Source organism: Mycobacterium sp. 1482292.6 (assembly GCF_001672995.1).
In the GTDB taxonomy this organism is placed as follows: domain Bacteria; phylum Actinomycetota; class Actinomycetes; order Mycobacteriales; family Mycobacteriaceae; genus Mycobacterium; species Mycobacterium europaeum_A.
The window spans coordinates 16,694-33,842 of record NZ_LZKV01000082.1; the positions used below are offsets into that span (position 1 = coordinate 16,694).

At 65.4% G+C, this 17,149-nt stretch carries 19 protein-coding genes; 7 read left to right on the forward strand and 12 right to left on the reverse strand.

Annotation, left to right across the window (positions count from 1 at the left end; translation table 11 throughout):
• The first annotated feature begins 6 nt into the window (after positions 1-6).
• Positions 7-762, forward strand: a complete 756-nt coding sequence (locus tag A5624_RS08035) for an enoyl-CoA hydratase/isomerase family protein (protein ID WP_066864266.1) — start codon at positions 7-9, stop codon at positions 760-762.
• Positions 763-833: 71 nt separating this feature from the next.
• On the forward strand, positions 834-1,199 hold the full coding sequence (locus tag A5624_RS08040; RefSeq protein ID WP_082990519.1) for a hypothetical protein: 366 nt from the start codon (positions 834-836) through the stop codon (positions 1,197-1,199).
• Here A5624_RS08040 and A5624_RS08045 read toward each other — a convergent pair.
• The gene (locus A5624_RS08045) at positions 1,115-1,834 is read right to left on the reverse strand and encodes a TetR/AcrR family transcriptional regulator (RefSeq protein WP_066864271.1); all 720 of its coding nucleotides are present in this window, start codon (positions 1,832-1,834) and stop codon (positions 1,115-1,117) included. The genes A5624_RS08040 and A5624_RS08045 overlap by 85 nt on opposite strands.
• Positions 1,835-2,028: 194 nt before the next feature.
• Between A5624_RS08045 and A5624_RS08050 the strand changes: the two genes are divergently transcribed.
• Positions 2,029-3,324 carry a cytochrome P450 gene (locus A5624_RS08050; RefSeq protein WP_066864275.1) on the forward strand — a complete coding sequence of 432 codons (1,296 nt, stop codon included), beginning with the start codon at positions 2,029-2,031 and terminating at the stop codon, positions 3,322-3,324.
• Positions 3,325-3,344: 20 nt separating this feature from the next.
• On the opposite strand, the gene A5624_RS08055 is transcribed toward A5624_RS08050, so the two are convergent.
• The 4 genes from A5624_RS08055 to A5624_RS08070 are packed head-to-tail and all read right to left on the reverse strand — an operon-like array spanning position 3,345 to position 5,804.
• Entirely contained in the window at positions 3,345-3,626 is a 282-nt protein-coding gene (locus A5624_RS08055; RefSeq protein WP_066864277.1) for a cytochrome C oxidase subunit IV family protein, read from the reverse strand.
• 5 nt (positions 3,627-3,631) lie between these two features.
• Positions 3,632-4,210, reverse strand: coding sequence for a cytochrome c oxidase subunit 3 family protein (locus tag A5624_RS08060; protein WP_066864279.1), 579 nt, complete (start codon positions 4,208-4,210; stop codon positions 3,632-3,634).
• Positions 4,207-5,022: a hypothetical protein gene (locus A5624_RS08065; protein WP_066864282.1), complete on the reverse strand. Its 816-nt coding sequence runs from the start codon at positions 5,020-5,022 to the stop codon at positions 4,207-4,209. The genes A5624_RS08060 and A5624_RS08065 overlap by 4 nt, the downstream gene beginning before the upstream one ends.
• Positions 5,019-5,804, reverse strand: a complete 786-nt coding sequence (locus A5624_RS08070; RefSeq protein WP_066864284.1) for a hypothetical protein — start codon at positions 5,802-5,804, stop codon at positions 5,019-5,021. The genes A5624_RS08065 and A5624_RS08070 overlap by 4 nt, the downstream gene beginning before the upstream one ends.
• Positions 5,805-5,905: 101 nt before the next feature.
• Here A5624_RS08070 and A5624_RS08075 point away from each other — a divergent pair, with 101 nt between their 5' ends.
• Positions 5,906-6,508, forward strand: coding sequence for a TetR/AcrR family transcriptional regulator (locus A5624_RS08075; RefSeq protein ID WP_066864287.1), 603 nt, complete (start codon positions 5,906-5,908; stop codon positions 6,506-6,508).
• Positions 6,509-6,519: 11 nt separating this feature from the next.
• Here A5624_RS08075 and A5624_RS08080 read toward each other — a convergent pair whose 3' ends face one another.
• A complete protein-coding gene (locus A5624_RS08080; RefSeq protein ID WP_197497979.1) occupies positions 6,520-6,903 on the reverse strand; it encodes a hypothetical protein in 384 nt (127 codons plus the stop codon).
• Between the two features lie 220 nt (positions 6,904-7,123).
• Here A5624_RS08080 and A5624_RS08085 point away from each other — a divergent pair, with 220 nt between their 5' ends.
• From A5624_RS08085 to A5624_RS08095, 3 genes are all read left to right on the forward strand, one after another.
• Positions 7,124-7,846 carry a hypothetical protein gene (locus A5624_RS08085; protein ID WP_066864293.1) on the forward strand — a complete coding sequence of 241 codons (723 nt, stop codon included), beginning with the start codon at positions 7,124-7,126 and terminating at the stop codon, positions 7,844-7,846.
• The gene (locus A5624_RS08090) at positions 7,843-8,481 is read left to right on the forward strand and encodes a hypothetical protein (protein WP_066864296.1); all 639 of its coding nucleotides are present in this window, start codon (positions 7,843-7,845) and stop codon (positions 8,479-8,481) included. The genes A5624_RS08085 and A5624_RS08090 overlap by 4 nt, the downstream gene beginning before the upstream one ends.
• Positions 8,482-8,613: 132 nt before the next feature.
• Positions 8,614-9,135: a hypothetical protein gene (locus A5624_RS08095; RefSeq protein ID WP_066864299.1), complete on the forward strand. Its 522-nt coding sequence runs from the start codon at positions 8,614-8,616 to the stop codon at positions 9,133-9,135.
• Between the two features lie 54 nt (positions 9,136-9,189).
• Here A5624_RS08095 and A5624_RS08100 read toward each other — a convergent pair whose 3' ends face one another.
• From A5624_RS08100 to A5624_RS08125, 6 genes are read right to left on the reverse strand one after another with little or no spacing between them, the layout of a single operon-like run.
• A complete protein-coding gene (locus tag A5624_RS08100) occupies positions 9,190-10,977 on the reverse strand; it encodes an MCE family protein (RefSeq protein ID WP_066864303.1) in 1,788 nt (595 codons plus the stop codon).
• Positions 10,978-12,315 carry an MCE family protein gene (locus A5624_RS08105; protein WP_066864306.1) on the reverse strand — a complete coding sequence of 446 codons (1,338 nt, stop codon included), beginning with the start codon at positions 12,313-12,315 and terminating at the stop codon, positions 10,978-10,980.
• Positions 12,312-13,739, reverse strand: a complete 1,428-nt coding sequence (locus tag A5624_RS08110; protein WP_066864309.1) for an MCE family protein — start codon at positions 13,737-13,739, stop codon at positions 12,312-12,314. Before A5624_RS08110 ends, A5624_RS08105 begins: the two co-directional genes overlap by 4 nt.
• On the reverse strand, positions 13,736-14,854 hold the full coding sequence (locus A5624_RS08115; protein WP_066864312.1) for an MCE family protein: 1,119 nt from the start codon (positions 14,852-14,854) through the stop codon (positions 13,736-13,738). Before A5624_RS08115 ends, A5624_RS08110 begins: the two co-directional genes overlap by 4 nt.
• The gene (locus A5624_RS08120) at positions 14,854-15,876 is read right to left on the reverse strand and encodes an MCE family protein (protein WP_066864316.1); all 1,023 of its coding nucleotides are present in this window, start codon (positions 15,874-15,876) and stop codon (positions 14,854-14,856) included. Before A5624_RS08120 ends, A5624_RS08115 begins: the two co-directional genes overlap by 1 nt.
• Positions 15,873-17,135 carry an MCE family protein gene (locus A5624_RS08125; RefSeq protein WP_066864318.1) on the reverse strand — a complete coding sequence of 421 codons (1,263 nt, stop codon included), beginning with the start codon at positions 17,133-17,135 and terminating at the stop codon, positions 15,873-15,875. The genes A5624_RS08120 and A5624_RS08125 overlap by 4 nt, the downstream gene beginning before the upstream one ends.
• Between the last annotated feature and the right edge of the window lie 14 nt (positions 17,136-17,149).

Consider the following 17,149-nt stretch of genomic DNA (forward strand, 5'->3'; position numbering starts at 1 on the left):
AAGAACATGGTGGACCTGGAGATCGACGACGGGTTGGCCGTGGTCACCATCGACCGCCCGCACGCGCGCAACGCCATTGGCCTGGACACCATGGACCAGCTGGAGAAGGCGCTCGACGCGGCGGCGGATGCGCAGGCGCTGGTGATCAAGGGCGGCGGGGACAAGGCCTTCGTCTCCGGCGGTGACCTCAAGGAACTGAGCGCGCTGCGGACCGAGGAGGACGCCGCGGCGATGGCCCGGCGGATGCGGTCCATCTGCGACCAGCTGGCGGACTTCCCCGCCCCCGTCATCGCCGCGCTCAACGGTCACGCGTTCGGGGGCGGCGCCGAAGTCGCGGTCGCCGCCGACATCCGGGTGGCCGCCGACGACATCAAGATCGCCTTCAACCAGGTGCAGCTGGAGATCATGCCGGCCTGGGGCGGAGCCGAGCGGCTGGCCGCGCTGGTCGGAAAGAGCAAGGCGCTGCTGTTGGCCGGTTCGGGAACCGCCCTCGGCGCGGCCGAGGCCGAGCGGATCGGCCTGGTGGACCAGGTGCTGCCCCGCGCCGTCTTCGACTCACCCGACGAAGGATGGCGAGCGGTCGCGAGGTCGCTGGCCCGCCGCCCGGCGACGGAGATAAAGCGCGTAATCCGCGGAGTTTCTCCTGATGAGGCGATAGCATCCTTTGCGCGACTATGGGTTGCCGACCCACACTGGCAGGCCGCAGAACGGGTCATGAACCGCAACACCAAACCGCGCCCGGCAGCCGGAGGAGCGTCATGACCATGAACTTGAAGACGGTGCTGGGCGTCGGCCCCGCCATCTCGTTGGCCTGTCTGTTGGCCGCGGCGGGAGTGCTGGGGGGAAGCGGGCGGGCACACGCCGATGACCCCGTCATGCATCACGTCAGGTACACCGTCACCGCGCAGAATCCGATTTACACCAGCATCTATTACCTGGACCATCAGCCGGCCAAGTTCTCCGATTACAGCCACAACCCCTATTCGTTCACGCCACACGTCGACGTCGACCTCGCCCCGGGCAAACCGTGGGGCTTCGATCTGGACATGTCGGACCCCGATCATTACGCCATGGTCGTGGCGAGCACGGGCACGGAGCCCGGCACGCCGGGGCTTCACTGTGAGCTGGCGGTAGACGGCGCCGTCGTCGTATCCAAGGACGGCCCCAAAGGCGTGCTCTGCTCGCTGCGTAACTGGTGAACCAGCCAGGTCTCCGGCACACCCTCGATCGGTTGCGGTTCGCCTTCCAGGCGGCGCAGGTAGTTTTCGACCAACTCCACCGTCTCGGCATGGCCGGCGGACATGCCGATCGCCTGCTCGAGCACCAGAAAGCGCGAGAGGCTGCTCATCAGCACCGTCCACACCACCGGGGGGATGTCGATGTCCTGGCCCTCGTCTTGAATCCTGGAGCCGTAGCGCTCCAGCGCCGTCGCCACCGCTTGGCGCTGTTCTTCGCGGAAACGCTCTGCGTAATAAGCGATTTCGGCCCGCATGTCCTTACGGTGGTTGGCCAGCGCCATGAATTCCATGGAAATCCGGGTGAAGGCGGGGTCGGTGCCGAATCGCCACAGCGCCCACAGCGGCTGTGGCAACTTCAGCATTTGCGCGTGCGCCTCAAGGGCCTCTTCGGCCCGGCGGCGGAACACCTCGAGGAACAGCTCTTCCATGGTGCGGAAGTAGTAGTGCACCAGCTGGGGTTTCAATCCCGCCCGGCCCGCCAGCCGGCGCGACGTCACCGCGGCATACCCCTCTTCGAGCATCAGCTGCTCGGCAGCATCGAGCAACAGACCACGGTTTTTCGCGTCCGGCGCCCCGATCCTGCGGGCCGATGTCATGTCCCTGCTCCGTACTGTGTGCCATCCCGTGCCGACCACACGGATCGTATCGTGGCGCGGCGTTGCGATCTTGACCCTGACATTACCGCCATGCTAAGCAGGTGCTCAGCATATTTTCGATCTCGTAATCACGCGGCGATACCGCTTGCCCCGGTACACCACCGGTTAACCCAGCCCAGGGGGACGCACTGAAGATGAGCAACTTCGAGACGATTGACTTCTTCACCGATCCGACTTTGGTCCCGGATCCGCATCCGTACTTCGACTACCTGCGGAGCCAAAACCCCGTGCTGCGGCTGCCGCACTACGGCGTCGTCGCCGTCACCGGCTATGACGAGGCCTGCGAGATCTATAAGGACCCCGACACCTTCTCCAACATCGTCGCGCTCGGGGGGCCGTTCCCGCCGCTGCCCTTCACGCCCGAAGGCGACGACATCAGCGCCCAGATCGATGCGCACCGCAGCTCCTTCCCGATGAACGAGCACATGGTCACGATGGACCCGCCGGATCACACCAAGGCCCGGTCGGTGCTCGCCAAGCTGCTGACCCCGAGCCGGCTCAAGCAGAACGAGGAGTTCATGTGGCGCCTCGCCGACCGTCAGCTCGACGAGTTCCTCGGCATCGGTGAGTGCGAGTTCATCGCCGAATACTCCAAGCCGTTCGCCACTTTGGTGATCGCCGACCTGCTCGGGGTGCCGGAGGAAGACCACAAGGAGTTCCGCACCGTCCTGGGCGCCGACCGGCCGGGCGCGCGGGTGGGCGCGCTGGACCACGAATCGGTGGGCATCAACCCCCTCGAGTGGCTCGACGACAAGTTCTGTCACTACATCGAGGATCGGCGCCGTGAGCCGCGCGGCGACGTGCTGACCTTCCTGGCCGAAGCGAAGTACCCGGACGGGTCGACGCCCCCGGTGATAGAGGTGGTACGCTCGGCGACCTTCCTCTTCGCCGCGGGGCAGGAAACCACGGCCAAGCTGCTCAGCGCCGCCCTGCAGGTGCTCGGTGACCGGCCCGACATCCAGCAACAGTTGCGTGATGACCGCAGCCTGATTCCCGGGTTCATCGAGGAGTCGCTGCGCATGGACAGCCCGGTGAAGAGCGACTCACGCCTGGCCCGCAAGGCCACCAGCATCGGCGGTGTCGACATCCCCGCCGGCACCGTGGTCATGATCCTGCCGGGCGCCGCCAACCGCGACCCGCGCCGCTTCGACAACCCGCACGAATTCGACCTGCGCCGCAAGAACGTTCGCGAACACATGGCGTTCGCCCGCGGTGTGCACTCGTGTCCCGGCGGTCCGCTCGCCCGCGTCGAGGGCCGTGTCTCGATCGAGCGGATCCTGGACCGCATGCCGCACATCGAAATCAACGAAGCCCATCACGGGCCGGCCACCGAGCGCCGCTACAGCTACGAGCCGACGTACATCCTGCGGGGCCTCAGCGAACTGCACCTGACGTTCACCACCGCCGACGCGGTCGCGCCGGTCGCCTAGGGGTTCGACGCTCGCGAGCGCTACCGGACCTGCAGTCCCACGAAGTAACTGCCGAGCAAGACCACCGCGATCAGCACCACCCACGCGTCGGTGAGTCGGCACAGCAGGACCGGGGCGTCTCGCACCTCCATGAACTCGCGAAAGATGATGCGCACCTTGACCAGTGCGATGACGATGACGCTCGACGTGACCACGGCGCTGGACTTCAGCAATCCGCCGGCGGAGTGGTCGATCCCCAGATAGGCCAGCGTCAACGCGGCCAGGATCACCCAGACCAACAACAGCCTCTTGTTGAGTTTCACTGGGCTCACCTCACCACGTAGAGCAGCGCAAAGATCAGCACCCACAGGAAATCGATGGTGTGCCAATAGGTTGCGCAGGTTTCGACAAGGTTTTGGTCCCGCCGCGCCGGGCTCAGAAGTTGGTAGACGATGACGCCGAGCACGACGAAGCCGATCAGCAGGTGCACGAAGTGGATGCCGGTGAGGAAGAAATAGAACATGAAGAAGTCGTTGCTGTCGATGCCGTTTCCGGCGTGGACCAGTCGCGCCCACTCGAGCACCTTGAACGACAGGAAGACTGCGCCGAATGCGGCCGTGATGAAGACATCCCGGAGCGCCGGCCGGTAGGCGCCGGCGCGCGCCGACTGCACACACCGCGCCACCGACCATGAGCTGAGCAACAACACCAATGTGTTCAAGACCCCGACGCGCAGGTCGAGCTGAGCCTGTGAATGCAGGAACAGCTCGGGGTTGCGGCCGCGGGAGAACAGGTAGAAGCCGAAATACGCGGTGAACACCAGGGTTTCGAACAGGACGAACGCCCACATGTCGGGCTGGCCCGGCACAGCCCTCGCGCGCGCCGGCTTGCCGGCCAGGCCGGTCACTGCGCCACCGGACCCTTGGCCGGCAGGTCCGGCAGCACGCCGGTCCCGAAGTCTTCGCGGCGGATCATCTGGAACAGCATGACGATGAACGTGACCTGGTAGATGCCGAACACCACCATATCGAGCCACCACGCGATCTCGCCATCCCACGCGAACACGCCGCGCCGGAAGATCCAGCACGGCGCCACGACCACCTCGGTCAGCGCGTTGCACAGGTTGAGATAGCCGAACCACTTGGGAAATACCCGATTCTTGTCGAGCAGGATCGCCACCATCCAGATGAGCGAGCCGATCAGAAACACCCCCATCGTTCCGTCAAAAGACAGGAACGCGAAGTCATACAGCCAGCCGATCACCCGGGGATCGCGGTCCGGTCGCAGCGTGCCGACGATCAGCGCGATGTTGAGCAGCAGCATGCCGGGTACCGCGCTGAGCGAGTAGATGAGCAGATACGAGTAAGCGAACGCCCGGCTGACCGACATGCGCCGCATCGAATAGGCGATGAGGGCGTTGTTGACCGCGATCATGCCGCTGATGGCGAAGATGACGCCGAAGCCGACGGGTATGCCGAGGCGACGTTCGGCGAACCAGTGGACCTGTGTCGCGAGATCCCAGGTGGGTTCCGGCGGCGGCTGGACCTGCGCCACGATGAAGAACATGGGGAAGAAGAGGCCGTAGAACACCATGAGCACCCCCCACGCCAGCCACAGCTCTCGCTTGGGGTCGCGGCGCAGGTGCCAGCCGATCCGGTGATGCAGCGGGCCCGGGGGCGGCGTGGCCGGGGACGGCGGCGGTGTGATCACCGCGCTCATGCGGTAGCCAATTCCGTTGGGCAATCACGGCTTTCGGCCCGCTCGCGGTAAACGGCTCGACCCAGGACAACACCCATCACGATGATCCACAGGGCAATGGCGGCGTTTTTCACCCAGAACGACAGCAAGCCGTCCCACGCCAGCGGGCCGGTCAACGCCACGCCGACGAAGGACGCCGGCGCCAGCGCGGCCGCCACCAGCAGGTTGAAGTGGGCCACCCAGCGGTTGAACACCGGGCGCGACTTGTCATCGAAATAGATCGCCAGGGCCAGGATTACGCACTGCCCGATGAAGAACGGGACCAGAATGGTGAAGGTGATCCAGCCGAGATCGTTGAGCAGCTGGGTCAACTCGGGGCTGCGCTCCGGTCGAAAGGCGGCCAGCAGCCAGCAGACGTTGGCAACGAGAAACAACGTCGGACCACCGGCCGCGCACCCGAGCATCGCGTAGGAAAAGATTGGCGTCCGATGCGCCATGCGGCGAATCTGCAGCACGATCAGGGCCAGGATCGGCACGAGGCACACGCCGAACCAATTGAACAGGATCATGCTGGAACGGATCTGGGGAATATGCGCCGGATCGCGGTAGAACGCGGCCACCTGTTCGGCCGACATGGTGGGTGACATCGGCGGGTTGAACCCTGGAAACAGGAAGAAGGACGCGATCCACAGGATCAGCGCCGCGGGCAATGTCCAGAGCAGAATCAGCTCGCCATCGGTCCGCCGCGCGGCGGTTCGCACCGATTGGGTACCGTCCCCGTCGTTTCCGCCGACGTCGGACATCGGCACTCCTTCCCCGCACGAAATCGCCGCCGAAACCCGGCTAGTGAGCGAAGCTAGCCGATCGGCTAGCCAGGGTCAATAGCGTCGTCTAGTCTCGGTGCGTGGGAACAGCGCGGCAGCCGGACACCGGTGAGCAATTCTGGCTCATCGAGCACAGTCCTGCCCGGACACGGGTACTCGATGCCGCGCTGGATCTGATCGCCAACCACGGCGTGAGCGGTACGTCACTGCAGATGATCGCCGACGCCGTCGGTATCACGAAAGCTGCTGTCTACCATCAATTCCGGACCAAAGAGCAGATCGTGATCGCCGTGACCGAGCGCGAACTCGGCCGGCTCGAGCCCGCGCTGGAGGCGGCCGAAGCGTACGACGACGGGCCCCAGGCTCGAGATGCGTTGCTGGTGGGCGTGATCGAGATGGCCGTTCGGGACCGCCGGCTGGTGCGCACGCTGCAATTCGATCCCGTCGTCGTCCGGCTGCTGGCCGAGCACAAGCCGTTTCAACATTTCATGGACCGTCTGTATCGGGTGCTGCTGAGCGATGCGGGCCTGGACGGGCGGATCGAGGCCGCCATGTTCTCCGGCGCGCTGAGCACCGCGGTCATGCATCCGTTGGTGGCCGACATCGACGACGAGACCTTGCTCGAACGGGTTACCGATTTGAGCCGGCGCCTGCTCGGTCTGCCTCGACCATCCCGCGACTGACCGCGCCGCGGCTACGTGTCGGCGCGGACCCAGCTCGAGATGCCGTCGTGCGCGATACAGATCAGGAACAGACCATCGGGCGCCTGCGCGACGTAGTTCAGATAGTTCGTGCAGTCGGAGTTTTCGTCCTTGACACCCGCCATCGGCGGTGAGCGGAACCATCGCGGCTGGTATCGCCTCGGCGAGCCGCAGAACATCAGCCGGCCCGGCTCCGAGGCGAAGGAGACGTATCCGTCGGCGACACCGAAGGCGTAGTAGGTGGTGTTGTCACACGGTGCGCCGAGAACCTGATGGGGCATGATGCCCGGGGTGCAGGCTGGGTAGTCGCAGACGGTCGGCCCGGCCGAGGCTGGCGGCGCCGCCACCACCCCGGCGCCGAGCAACGCGGCAACCATAGCCACGATTGATCGCACCCGATTACTCTGCCACACCTGAAAAGAAAATTCTCCTGGTTGGAGAAGATCACCTGGGCCGAACGGTGTTCGGCGACGCGCCATGCCGAAACACCGCGGTGGCCGCTCCCCGGCGAGCCGGCATTTCCGCATGTAAGGCCTCGGGTGGGCGGCCGACCGACGACGGCATTGAGCCCGGGCGGCGGTGATAAGCTGCTTCTCCGTGCACGATCCGGAGGGGCCTGACGCCGACCCACGTGAGGACGCGGCGCCAGACGAAGTTGCCCGGGCCGAAGCGCGGGCCGAGGCGGCGCGGGCACGCCTGTCGCAACTGCGCCGGGCCGCCGAAACCGGGAGCGTGGACGACGAGGACGATGCCTCCCAAGACGCCGAGCAGCGCCCCGCGAAGACCCGCAAGCGGCTACGCCTGCGGCGTCCGGGACGCCCACGGTGGCTGCGGCGTCCCAAGCGGAAAACGGTAGCGGTCGGCGTCGGCTCCGTGCTCTTCTCGGCCTCTGTCGCCGCGACCGGTTACATGCTGTGGCAGCACCACATCGGCGTGCATAATCGCCAACTCGCCGCGGAGTTCAGTGCGGCCGCCCGGCAAGGGATCACGGCTTTCATGTCAATCGACCCCGCTCATGCCAAGGAGGATGTCCAGCGCGCGATCGATGCCTCCACCGGCGACCAGAAGAACCAGCTGGCTGTGCTGTCGACCCTGATCGTCAATAAGGCCGAGGAGACGAAGGTCGGCAGCACGGTCACCGTCGAAGCGGTCGCCGTCCAATCGTTGAGCGACAATTCGGGAGTCGTGCTGGTGGCGGCGAAGACCACTCCCACTGGGCCGGATAACGCCAAACCGCCGCCGGCCTTGTTTCGGCTCAGCGTCAACATGGACCGCGACGGCGGCCAGCTCAAAATGTCGAAAATCGAATTCCTGCGATGACTGTCGAGCATGGCTCGTCGCCGGACGACACCGAAAAGATTGACGGAGTCCAGACTTCATCCGCCGAGGAGAACGACGGGCCGCCCGCTGGCGAGGACCCGGCACGCACGGGCCGGCTGGCGGTGATTCGGCGCCGAGCCCGCCCGTATTTGGCACGGTGGCGTGCGATCGTCGCGACGGCGTTGGTGGTTGCCGCCGTGGGAGTCGCCGCAGGCGTGTACTTCTTCGTGTACCGGCCGGACCAGCAGGTCAATGACGCGGCGGCGGGCCGGGCAATCCGGGCGGCGTCAGACGGTGCGGTGGCGGCGCTGTCGTATTCCTACGACCATTTGAACCGCGATTTCGACAACGCGAAATCACATCTCACCGGCGACTTTCTGGCCTATTACAGCAAATTCGCCGACGAGGTCGTCGCGCCGGTGGCGGAGAAGGGACAATTGACGGCGTCCGCCAAGGTGATTCGGGCCGCGGTCTCGGAATTGCATCCCGATTCGGCAGTCGTGCTGATTTTCGTCGACCAGACGACGGCAAGCGTGCACAAGAAGGATCCCGAGAAAACGCAGAGCAGCGTCCTTGTCACGCTGAAAAAAGTCAATGGGTCCTGGCTGATTGCAAAATTCGACCCGTCCGGATAAGCGGGGTAGATCTTGTCCCAACCGTTACCTGGCAGGCCGAAGCGGTGTAACGTCATCGGTCGAGAACGCCGCAACCGACGGCGAAAAGGCGCCTATAGGCACTCTCGGATTACGCGCTTCGAGGAGCACCTGATGCGTTCAGTCAAAACACTCACCACCGCAACGCTGGTTGCTGCCACCGCATTCGGCGGTTTGAGCGCTGCGCCCACTGCCCAGGCGATAACCAAGGAAGACGTGGCCCTCAACGGAACCTACCGCGCCACGTCCATCGGCGATTGGGCCCAGCGAAATGACCAGTACTTCGGCGAACCGACGGTCTACCAGGTATGGACCATCAGCTCGACGTGTGACTCGACCTTGGAATGCCATGGCACGGTGACGAGCGACCAGGGATGGACCGCGCCCCTATATATGAAAGATGGGGAGATGTGGAAGGTGAGGCGCGAAGTTCCGAACTGGGAGCGGTGCGAGGACGGTACGGCGTTCCCCGGGCAGCAGCAATACTTCTTCTTCCCGGTCAATGACAATGGTGGATTCCAGATCGGCTCGCGGGTCCTCTCGGGCAAGGACAAGACGGTCGGTCCGAGCGGTGCGTGCGGGCAAAACAATTGGCTCGATATCACGATGCCGTTGCGGTTAGACCAGCTCTCCTGACCGGCCGGGCGTAGCTTCGTCGCCTCGCCCCCTGGGCCGCTTCGGCTGGCGAATTCAGGTGGGCAGCATGTCCTTCCACGTCTTGGGCGCTTTCGGAGCGACGAGATCCGACTGCTGATACAACTTCCCGTCCGGACCGACGTAACGACCGGTGTGCGGATCGTACTTTGCCACCACGACCGAGGGCGCGGGCTTAGATGCGTTGGCTCCGAACGAGCTTGGCGCGGCCTGGGGTCCGCCGCCGCCAGCCGTGTCGGCCGGTGCGGGATCGGCCGGTGCAGAGTCGGCCGGCGCGGGACCGGGAGCAACGAGCGGGGCTAACGGCAGTGCCGGCGGCGCGGCCGGCGGCGGGGGAAGTTCTCCCGCCGCAGGGACGTCGAGTGGCGCAATGGGCGGAAGGTCCGCCGACATTCGCGACATCGGCGCCAGCGCTGGTCCCGACGACGGCAACGGGGGGACGGCGGCCCCCACCGTGCCCGGCGGCGGATTTTCTCCCCGCGGCCCCGCAGGGGCACCGCGCGGCACCGCCCCCGGCGGCAGCGGCGTTCCCTCGACCGGTCCGAAGATCCTGTCATTGGTGGTGATTCGGTCATCGGGCGGCACACCCTGGGCGATCAGGTTGGGATCCAGCGGGTAGGGACCGAGGGTGTGCTGGCGCATCGCCAGCGGCATGTACGGCTTGTCGCTGTTGCAGATTTCGACGGTCGGGGCGCGCTTACCCGGGTGACCCATGCAGGGATAGTTGCGGGCACCGCGCACCGCGATCGGTGAATCCTGCGGCAGTTTGCAATACAACCCGTCCGGTGTGTCGATGTCGGTCAGATCGTCCGGGGACCGCCAGGTGTTGGGTGGCATGAAGCCGACCGTACAAATAGGTGGGTCGTCGACCGTGGCCGCGAAGTCGCCGTAAGCCCTACCGTCCGGGTGGTTTTCACCCTGAGCGGCCTGCTCGATGGCAACGCCCGACGGCAGCAGGACCAGCAGCTGCTCGATGGAAGGGTGATAGGTGACGCCGATCTGCCCGATGGTGGTCAGGTTGGCAAGCAGCACCGGCAGCGTCGGTTTGATCTGTTCGAGAAGCCGCGACGCTTCATTCGCGGCGTCAGGGCCCTTCTCCAGGATGGTGCGGAAGTGAGAATCGTTGTTCACCAACGTATCCGAGATGCCGGCGAAGCTGTGCGCCCACGTTCGGATCGAATCGGTGGTTCGCGCCTGGGTGTCCAGCAGCGGTCCGGTGTCCTCGGTGAGGGCTCGGGTGCGGTCGACGACGCCGTTGGCGTCGCGGGACAGCGTCTTCGAGGAATCGATCAGTGACCCCAGGTCGTAACCGGAACCGTTGAAGCCCTGAAAGGACTCGTCCAGCAATTGGCCGAGCTTGGTCTTCGGGATGCTTTGGACCAACGCGTTGACCTGCTCGAGCATCGGGCCGACCGGCTGCGGAATTGTCGTGTCGCGCACGGCGATAACCGACCCGTCGTGCAGATATGGCGGCGAATTCGTCTTGGGCCGTAGGTCCACGTACTGCTCACCCACGGCGGAGACACTGAGCACCTGCGCGGTCAGGTCCGACGGGACCTTGGGTGAAGTGCTAAGCGACAGCGTCGCTTTCGCGCCGGTCGGCGTCAAACCCACCGAGGTGACCTTGCCGAGCTGAACCCCGCGGTAGGTCACATTGGAAAACCGGTACAGGCCGCCGGTGGCCGGTAGCTCCAGCGTCACCGTCATCCGGCCGATGCCCAGCAGTGTCGGCGCTTGGATGTAGAACAGGACCATCGAGATCACGCCGATGGTTCCGGCGATCACGAACACCGCCAGCTGGATCCGAACGAAGCGCGTCAGCATCTATCCACCCGCTCCCGTTCCGGGCGCCTCCGCGGGCACCGGCGATTGACCAAGACCCGCGTCGGGCACCGGCGGCGGCCCGGGCAGCGGGCCCGCGTTCGGCGGCGGCCCGGGCAGCGGGCCCGCGTTCGGCGGCGGCCCGGGCAGCGGGCCGTAAGCCGACGACGGTCCGGGCACCGCACCCGGCGGTGGTGGCGGCAACGGCAATGCGTTGGGATCGATCCACGGCGGCCTCAGCGGGTTATGCAACGGATCGAGTGTGTAATTCAAGCGATACGGGTCCCCGGGCACCGGTGGTACGGGCATATCCAGCTGCCCCCAGTGGGTTCCCAGGAACAATCCCTTCTTGAGCCGCGGGATCGTGAGGTCGAAATCGAAATGCAGGTTGAAGAAGTCACCTCGGACCGCGCGGTCGACGAAGTTCTGGGTGAACGGGAACACGAACGATGCCGCGATGGCCGCGCCGAAGTCCGGTCCGACGTCGGCGAGCGCCTTGATGGTCGGCTCCAGGTTTTTGAGGTTCGTGACCAGGTCGGCCTGGGAGTCGTTGATCAGCCGGGTGGCGGTGTTGCTGAACACGCGAAGATGATCCAGGGCGGCCGTCAGGCGCGGCCGCTCCTTGATCAACACCTCCAGCGCCGGCGGTATCTTGCGCAGCGCGTCGGTGACCACGTCGCGTTGGTCGGCGAAGGTGGCGGCCAGCCGATTCAACGCCTGGATGGAGGCGACGAGGTTGTCGCGCTGGTCGTCCAGCGTGCCCACGAACGTGTCCAGGCGGGTGATCAGATCACGCACCGCGCCCTCGCGCCCGGACAGGGCGGCAGAGAAATTGTGGATGACCTCGCCGATCTGTCCCAGTCCACCGCCGTTGACGACCGCGCCCAACGACGACAGCGTCTGCTCCGTCGACGGGTAGGCCGATGACCGGCTGAGTGGGATGGTGGCGCCGGGCTGCAGCCGTCCGCTGCCCTGCTGACCGAGCGGTGTGTTGAGCTCCACATGCATCGAGCCCAGCAGGCTGGTCTGACCGACGGTGGCTACCACGTTGGCGGGGACCACGACATCGCGCTTGACCGAGATCTCGACGTCGGCGTGCCAGCCTTGCACCCGCATCGTGCCGACGCTGCCGACGACGACGTCATCGATCATCACGGGCGAATTCGATTCCATCGTCCCGACATTCGGAAGTTCGACGTGGTAGATGTTGGCTCCGGGACCGCGTCCGACCGCACCGGGCAGCGGTAGCGAATTCAGGCCGTGGAATGCGCAACCCGTCGTCGTCAACGCCACGCAACAGCCGACGGTGAACATCCGCCGAGCGACCACTCGAGCGATCATTGTTGTGGCCCCTCGTCTGGCAGCAGCATGCCCGACACGGTCGGCGCCGGTGGTGGCGGCACCGGTGTCGACGGCGGCGGCGGCAGCGGCATCGCCGCGCCCGGTATCCGCGCCGGCGGCACCGCCCCCGGCGGTCCCACCGGATCACCCGGCAGGCCGGTATAGGCCGACACCTCAGGCGGGATCTCGGGCGGTCCGGGTTTCGGGCCCTCGCCGCCAGGCGCCAGGCGCGGTTCGGTGTAGAGAACCCTGGCCGGGTCGACCGACTTGGATATGAACGGGTTGATCGGAATTGGCGAATTGTTCCAGCTCGTCTGCCGCAGCCCCGGCCCCAGGAACAGGGAGCACAGCTTGCCCGATTCGACCGCGGTGATGTTCTCGATGGCACCGATCTGCGTGCAGCCCGGAGTGGACAGCAGAACCTGACCGCCCCACGTGGGATTCGACATATTCATCAGCCCGAACCCGCCGACGATGGTTCCGGTGTCCGCGTTGTAGTCGTTGAAGAAGTTGCCGAACGCGTTCGGCGCGCCGTGCAGAATGTTTTCCAGGGCCATGTGGTGATCGACCAGGTTCTGCGTGACATCGGCCAACCGGGCGATCTGCTCGCTGGTCTGGTTGCGGGTCCCGGCGATGAACCGCCGCACCTCGCCGACCGCCGTCGACAGATCGGTCAGCGCCGCATCCAGATCGGATTTGCTGTCGTTGACCACGCTGGTGAGCGTTGCGAGGCGACCGTTGAACTGCTCGATCTGCACGTTGCTGTCGCGCAGCGCGCCGACGAAGGTCTGCAGGTTCTTGATGATGTCGACGATGTTGCCGCTGCCGTTGGCGAGGATCCGGCCCACCCCGGACAGTTGAGCGAGCGTTTGCCGCAGCTTGTCGCCGTTGCCGTCGAGCGCGTCGGCGGCACTGTCGATGAACCGGCCCACCGACGTGCCCGAGACCCCGCTCTTGGGTCCCAAATCCGTTGCCAGCCGCATCAACTGGGTTTTGACTTCATCCCACTCGACCGGCACCGCGGTCCGTTCGACGGGGATGACCGCCCCGTCGCGCATGACCGGCCCACTGTCGCGATAGGCCGGCGAGAGCTGGACATAGCGGGCGGCCACCAGATTCGGCGCGACGATCACCGCCTTGGCGTCCGCCGGAATGGGCACGCCGCGGTCGACCTTGAGGACCATCTTGGCCTGGGTGCCCTGCGGCTGAATGGATTTGATGTTGCCGACCTTGACACCGGACACCCGCACCTCGTCATGGGGATAGATCGCGGTGGCGGTGGTGAAATACGCGGTGATCGTGCGTGGCCCGAAGAACGTGTTCCGGACGACCATGGCGGCGCCGGCAATGATCAGCCCGACCAGGACGGCCGCCGTCACGGCCGCCAGCCGCTTGCGCGGAATCCGGGAGATCCGGGAGCTCACTGTGATCCTCCGATCCGTCCGCCCAACGTGCAGCCAGGGCACTGTGGAATGAGGTTGTACGGCCAGGGGGTCAGGGCCCGAGGTACCGGTGACGGGAAGCCGGGGCCCTTGGAGGTATCGAAGGTGCGGAATCCCCAGAGGTAGTCGAACAACTCCTGGAAGAGTTGCGGAACAAGGAAGTTCGGGGCGAACGCCTGGTAGGCGTACATACCGGAGATTGCCTCGCCGACTGTGATCTGGAATTTGGCGAGGCCCGGCAGCGCTTTGCCGATGTTGTCGCGGTTCTTCTCCAGGACGCCGGTCACCCGGTTCAGCCGCTCCAGAGTAGGTGCGAGTGTGGCTTCGTTGTCGTGCACCAACCCCGTGAGCTGCTTGGCCACCACCGAGGTGTTGGCCAGCAGGTCGACGATCTCTTGCCGGCGTGCGACCAGCACTTGGAGCAGGGAATCGGAGTTGAGGATGAGCTTGTTGACCTGCATGCTGCGTTCCGAAAGTATCCCGGTGACGTCGCCGGCGCTCTTGAACAACTCGCCCAGGTTCTTGTTGCGGCTGTTGAGGGTTCGCGATAGCCGGGTGAGCGCGTCGAAGGCCGGCCCCATCTGGGGTGCGATCTGGTCGAGCGTCGCCGCCAGCGTGTCCAGCGACTGATTCAGCGCGGTGGTGTTGGTGCCGGCCGTGTCCGACGTCAGGTCACTGACCGCTTCGCTCAGCGAGTAGGGCGAAGACGTGCGCGAGACGGGGATCAGCGTCATCGGGTGCATCGTGCCGCTGCCGGCGGACTCCACCGTCAGCATTCGCTCGCCCAGCAGCGTGCCGGTGCGGATGTGCGCGGAAGTCTCGGAGCCGAGCAGGATGTTGCCCTTCATCGCGAACGTCACCAGAGCGTCGCCATGGCTGAGCTTCACATCCGAGACGGAGCCGACCTTCATGCCCGACACGATCACGGGGTTGCCTACCGCCAGGCCGCCGGCTTCGGTGAACAGCGCCTGGTAGCGCACCATCGTCGCCCATTGGATGAATCGGTCGGGCGACAGTCCGACCAGGATGACCATCACCGCCAGGACGACGCCGATGAGTCCGGGCTTGACGAGCCCAGCTCCGCGATACTTGAGCATTAGGGTTCCGTGCACCTTCCTGCATCTGACCTGAAGATGTTGGCGCGCACGGTCTTACCTGAAAGATCCGTGCCGCGGAGCCCGAACTGGCAGAGGTAGTACGGGATGGTGGCGCCGTTCACGCCGAGCCGGACGAGCTTTCGGTAGTTCTGCGGTGCCTTCGCGATCGCGGCGTCGAGGCGGTCCCTGTCGCCATCGAGGATCGGCGCCAGCCGGTTCAACTGGGCGATGGTGCCCGACAGCGGCGGGCGGGCCTCGGCCAGCAGATCCGCCAGCGAGGCCGTTCCCTTGTCCAGGGCGTCAATGGCGGACCCGATCGTGTCGCGGTCACCCGACAGGCCGCTGACAAGCTGCTCGAGGCGATCGATCGCGCCGGAGAACTGCTTGCCGTCCTTGGCAACCGTGCCGATCACGATGTTGAGGTTGTCGATCAGTTGCTGCACGGTTTGGTCGTTGTCGGCCAGGGCATTTGAAAACGAGGTCGTTTTGGAGAACAGCGACTCGAGTGTTCCGCCCTGACCCTGGAAGACCTGCAACAACCCAGACGTCAGCTCGTTGACATCGCGCGCATTCAGGCCCTGCGTAACGGGTTTCAGCCCGCCGAGCAGCAGATCGAGGTCGAGCGCTGGAGCGGTGCGGCTGACCGGAATCTGACCCCCTGCCGGCAGCCGCTTGGGCGAGCCGGGACCGTCGACGAGTTCGAGGTAGCGATCACCCACCAGGTTGAGGTAGCGGACCGCCGCCCTGCTGCCCTCGGTGAGGACGACGTTGCGGTCGGCGTCGAACTTCACCACAACCTTCTTGTCCGGCTGCAGCGACACACTGTTGACGGTGCCCACCCGGATCCCGGCGACCCGCACCGATTGGCCCGGCTTGAGACGCGAGACGTCGGTGAACACCGCCGAATACTCGGTCACAGAACCCGTCCGGTACTGGCCGAAGATGAAGAATAGGAAGGCGGTAAGCATCGCCATCACGACCGCAAAGATCGTGAACTTGATCAGCGTTGCGCGCGTTCTCATCCGGGCTCTCCGATCTGCGCGGAGTTACGTGGCGGTCCGGCGATCGGCCCGTACAACAGCTGCTTGAGGAGATCGGAGTTGATCAACAGCTGCGGGTTTCCGTAGTTCACGGGATTCGCGCCGGTATCGGCAATCAGCTGCGGTGGGGCCGTGTTGAACGGCAGCTTCGGCAGACCGACGCACTGCGGGCCGCCCGTCGCCGCAACCTTGGGCAGGTTCGTCGGATAGCGGTAACGCTCGGCGCCCCACGTGAGGCTCGCCGAGATGTTGATGCTGGGTTCCGACAACGGCGCCCCATGCGATATCTGTACGAGCCCCGCGAAAGCGCAGTTGAGCGCCGGAGCGTACTCATTGGTCAGATCGGTCGTCGGCACCAGCAGATGCAAGACATTTGTCAGCGGTTGGCGGTTCGTCGACAACACGTCATTGCCGATGTCGGCCAAGCCGATCGCGCTGATCAGCAACGCATCCAGGTTGTGCTGTTCATCGACAAGTGTCTTGCTGATCCGGGTCGCATTGGCGGCGGTCTTAATGAGGTCGGGTGCCGCGTCGGCATAGGCGTTGGACACCGCCGGCAAGACAGCGAGGTCGTGCCGGAACGCGGGCAGGCTCGGCTCCAGCCTGGCCAGGAACGAATCCAGGTCGCTCAGCGACTGGCCAAGCTGTGGACCCCGCCCGCTGAACGCCTGTGCCAGCGCACCAAGCGACTCGTTGAGCTTGGGCGGGTCGATGTGGCTCAGCACCGACACCAATTGCTGGAATACGGTGTTGATTTCGACCATGACGTGCTGGCCCCGCAGCGTCTGGCCGCTGCGTAGCCGTTGGGCCGAGGGCTGGTCGGGCGGGACCAGCTCGACGGACTTCGCGCCGAATACCGTCGACGAGGCGATATTGACGAGCACGTTGCCGGGGATGAAGTGCATCTGCGACGGGTCCATCGCCAAGTGAATGGCGGCCTCACCGTTGGGCAGCGGCTGGATTGAGGACACCTTGCCCACCTGCACGCCGCGCATCTTGACCTTGGCGTCGGGGTTCATGACCAGGCCGGCTCGTTGCGAGATGACCGTCACCGGCACGGTGGTGGTGAAGGAGCCCTGAAACAGACCCACCGCGACGGCGAAGATCAGACCGATGATGAGGACGGTGGCCAGTCCGAGCAAGGGTGGCAGGTAGTTGCGCCCGGCCGGCGGCCGCGCATGGCCGGTGCGCGCCGGTCGCCCCCCGACCGCGCCGCGACCGGCCGGAACATTCTGCGTCATTGCTGTTTCACCTC

Excerpts from the sequence above, each read along its gene's own strand:
- A5624_RS08035 (WP_066864266.1), top strand. The coding sequence starts at position 7 with ATGGTGGACCTGGAGATCGACGACGGGTTGGCCGTGGTCACCATCGAC.
- A5624_RS08045 (WP_066864271.1), bottom strand. The coding sequence starts at position 1,834 with ATGACATCGGCCCGCAGGATCGGGGCGCCGGACGCGAAAAACCGTGGT.
- A5624_RS08050 (WP_066864275.1), top strand. The coding sequence starts at position 2,029 with ATGAGCAACTTCGAGACGATTGACTTCTTCACCGATCCGACTTTGGTC.
- A5624_RS08065 (WP_066864282.1), bottom strand. The coding sequence starts at position 5,022 with ATGAGCGCGGTGATCACACCGCCGCCGTCCCCGGCCACGCCGCCCCCG.
- A5624_RS08070 (WP_066864284.1), bottom strand. The coding sequence starts at position 5,804 with ATGTCCGACGTCGGCGGAAACGACGGGGACGGTACCCAATCGGTGCGA.
- A5624_RS08080 (WP_197497979.1), bottom strand. The coding sequence starts at position 6,903 with ATGGTTGCCGCGTTGCTCGGCGCCGGGGTGGTGGCGGCGCCGCCAGCC.
- A5624_RS08090 (WP_066864296.1), top strand. The coding sequence starts at position 7,843 with ATGACTGTCGAGCATGGCTCGTCGCCGGACGACACCGAAAAGATTGAC.
- A5624_RS08095 (WP_066864299.1), top strand. The coding sequence starts at position 8,614 with ATGCGTTCAGTCAAAACACTCACCACCGCAACGCTGGTTGCTGCCACC.
- A5624_RS08100 (WP_066864303.1), bottom strand. The coding sequence starts at position 10,977 with ATGCTGACGCGCTTCGTTCGGATCCAGCTGGCGGTGTTCGTGATCGCC.
- A5624_RS08105 (WP_066864306.1), bottom strand. The coding sequence starts at position 12,315 with ATGATCGCTCGAGTGGTCGCTCGGCGGATGTTCACCGTCGGCTGTTGC.
- A5624_RS08115 (WP_066864312.1), bottom strand. The coding sequence starts at position 14,854 with ATGCTCAAGTATCGCGGAGCTGGGCTCGTCAAGCCCGGACTCATCGGC.
- A5624_RS08120 (WP_066864316.1), bottom strand. The coding sequence starts at position 15,876 with ATGAGAACGCGCGCAACGCTGATCAAGTTCACGATCTTTGCGGTCGTG.
- A5624_RS08125 (WP_066864318.1), bottom strand. The coding sequence starts at position 17,135 with ATGACGCAGAATGTTCCGGCCGGTCGCGGCGCGGTCGGGGGGCGACCG.